Raw genomic sequence first — 3,004 nt, forward strand, 5'->3', positions numbered from 1 at the left:
GCACTTCTCGCTGCCGCAAGTGCTGCGGCACCAGATTGCATCGACGCGCGGAGACCTCGCCGGCCAGAGCCAGCTTGGCGAGCTGGCGCAGGAATTCGGCCAGGCGATCGGCAGCCGGGGTGCGCTCCGGAGCGCGATCGGCGCGGTCGACGAGCAGACCGGCCGCTGGAAGCGCCTCGAAGGCCAAGCCGGCGACTACCAGCGCTCGTCCGAGCCGCACGAGCGCGGCGCGGTGCTGGTGGCCGCCGTGTTTGATGCCTTCCTCTCCATCTACAAGAGCCGCGTCGCCGATCTCTTCCGGATCGCGAGCGGCGGCACCGGCGTGACACCCGAGGGCAGCCTGCATCCTGATCTGGTCGACCGGCTCACCGACGAGGCTTCCCAATCGGCACGCCAGGTGCTCGACATGTGCATCCGCGCGCTCGACTACTGCCCGCCGGTGGACATTACTTTCGGCGACTACCTGCGCGCCCTGGTCACCGCGGATTTCGAGAACGATCCGGTGGACGAGGAGCACCGCCGGGTGGCGTTCATCGAGGCCTTCCGGCGGCGCGGCATCGTGGCCGAGCAGGTCCAGGCCTTCTCGGTCGAAGGGCTGCTCTGGCGGGCGGCGACGGCGGCGCCCGACGAGGACGAGCACGTGGTGGTCGGCATCGTCAAGGAATGGGCCAAGGACATCCGCTCCTGGGGACTCTCCAAGGATCGCCAAGCCGTGTTCGAGCTGACCCGCGATCGTCGCGCCGCGCTGCATGCCCACCTGAAACCCCGGCTCTCGAAGGAGAGCGTGGTGCTGGCGGGCATCGACCCCGAGCTACCGTTCGAAGTGCATTCGCTGCGGCCGTCGATTCGCATGGATTGGGAGGGCCGGCCGAACTTCCAATGGGTCATCGAACTCACGCAGCGAATCCCGCAGTATGTCGGCGGCGAGAGCGAGCGCGCCGGCCGCAAGCCCGACTACTACTTCCGGGGCGGATGCACGCTGCTGGTCGATGCGGAGACCGGCGAGGTGCGCTACAGCATCAAGAAGAAGCTCAATGAGGAGCGCAAGAACCGGCAGCGCCGCTTCTTCATCGACGAGGGCAGCCGCAGCCTCGCCGCGACGTATTTCGGTTCGCCGGGTGCCGAGGAGCGGGAGCCCTTCGCGGTCCTGCACCGGCATTGAGGCAGGAACGCGACATGGCCTCCGTTCGCATCCGCATGTTTCGCCAGGGTCTCGGCGATTCTTTTCTGCTGAGCTTTCCGGGCGACGCCGGCGAGGTGCATGTGCTGATCGATTTCGGCGTGCTGCTCGGAACCTCCGACGCCAAGGCCAGGATGCAGAAGGTCGCGGGCCATATCGTGGCCGCGACGAAGCCCAGGCTCGACGTCATCGTTGCCACGCACGAGCACTGGGACCACGTCTCGGGCTTTGCACAGGCCCAGCCGATGCTGGACAAGGACCAGCTCGAAGTCGGCGAGGCCTGGGTCGCCTGGACCGAGAAACCCGGCGAGCCGCTGGCCGACGAGCTTCGCGGCCGACGCGCGGTGGCGCTGAACCGGGTCGCGGCGGCGAGCCGGCAGTTCGCGGCGGTCAACGAGCCGGCGGCGCAGAAGACTGCAGCGCGCCTGGACGCGCTCCTGGAGTTCTTTGGCGGCCCAGGCGCCGCCGCGCGCGCCACCACCCGGTCGGCCATGGACTGGGTCAAGGCGCGCACGGCGCCCCGCCCGCCGCGCTATTTGTTTCCGGGCGAAACCTTCACCTTGCCCGGCGCGAAGGGCGTCCGGGTCTATGTGCTCGGTCCGCCGCACGACAGCAAGTGGATCAAGAAGAGCGATCCGACGAAAGGCGCGAGCGAGGTCTACCAGCTGGCCGCCGCGAGCGGCGCGGAGCTCGGCCTCTTCGCGGCCATCGATGCCCTCGAGCAGGGCGCCACGGCCGGAATGCAACCCTTCGACGAGTGGTTCCGCATCAGCGAAGAGAAGGCGCGCGCCACGCCTTTCTTCAGTGATCGCTACGAGCAGGGGCCTGCATGGCGGCGCATCGAGCACGACTGGCTCGGCCCCGCGGGCGCGCTCGCCCTGCAGCTCGATTCCGACACCAACAACACCAGCCTGGTGCTGGCATTCGAGCTCGAGGAAAGCGGCGAGGTGCTGCTGTTTCCCGCCGATGCACAGGTCGGCAACTGGCTGTCGTGGGACGACATCGAATGGACCGTCGATTCGGGCGGCGTCACGCGCAAGGTCAAGGCGGAGCAACTGCTCGCGCGCACCGTGTTCTACAAGATCGGCCACCACGGCAGCCACAACGCGACGCTGCGGGAAAACGGCCTGGAGCGGATGACCGACGAAGGCCTGGTCGCGATGCTGCCGCTCGACCGCAAGACCGCAGCGAAGATGGAGTGGAACATGCCTTTCCCCTCGCTCTACGAGCGCCTCGGCGAGCGCTGCAAGGGCCGCGTCCTCGACCTCGAGCTCGGAATCCCCGAGAAGCCGGCGGCCCTGTCCGACGCCGAATGGGGCCAGTTCCTCGAGCGGGTGAAGGTGAACGAAGACTGGATCGACTATCGGCTGCCGCTGTGAAGACGGCGGAGCCCACCCAAGAAGAAACGGAGATCCGCGCATGGCAGACAAGAAGGCACGCGCCGCAGTGCCGCGCAAGCGGGCGGTCAAGAGCAGCGCACCGCCGCCCTGGATGAAGATCCCCGAGCCCGCGACGCGAAAGCTGCGGGTCTACGCATTGGACCCGAGCGCCGGCAACTTCGTCGGCAACGTGATGTCGGTCGATATCCGCTGGGAGCGGAACCTCAAGCCCGGTCCGGTCGGGCGCCGGTTCGCGGTGATCGACTATGACGGCGCCAACAAGTGCTACTACCCGCCGGTCGATCTCAACGACTATCGCATCCTCTCGCGCAACGGGCTCGATCCGTCCGAATCCGATCCGCGGTTCCACCAGCAGATGGTCTATGCGGTCGCGTCGCAGACGGTCGAGAAGTTCGAGGCGGCGCTCGGGCGCACGGTCCACTGG

At 67.8% G+C, this 3,004-nt stretch carries 2 protein-coding genes and 1 pseudogene; all 3 read left to right on the forward strand.

What is annotated here, in order from left to right; all coding sequences use genetic code 11:
- Window positions 1-1,162: gluzincin family metallopeptidase (locus tag AC1DY5_RS49465; protein ID WP_478121643.1), on the forward strand; the 1,162-nt coding region annotated here is incomplete at its 5' end.
- Between the two features lie 14 nt (window positions 1,163-1,176).
- On the forward strand, window positions 1,177-2,559 hold the full coding sequence (locus AC1DY5_RS49470; RefSeq protein ID WP_478121644.1) for an MBL fold metallo-hydrolase: 1,383 nt from the start codon (window positions 1,177-1,179) through the stop codon (window positions 2,557-2,559).
- A 40-nt stretch (window positions 2,560-2,599) separates the two neighbouring features.
- Window positions 2,600-3,004: pseudogene (locus tag AC1DY5_RS49475) on the forward strand (hypothetical protein); the annotation flags it as partial.

The organism is Variovorax sp. P4_D9 (assembly GCF_056401695.1).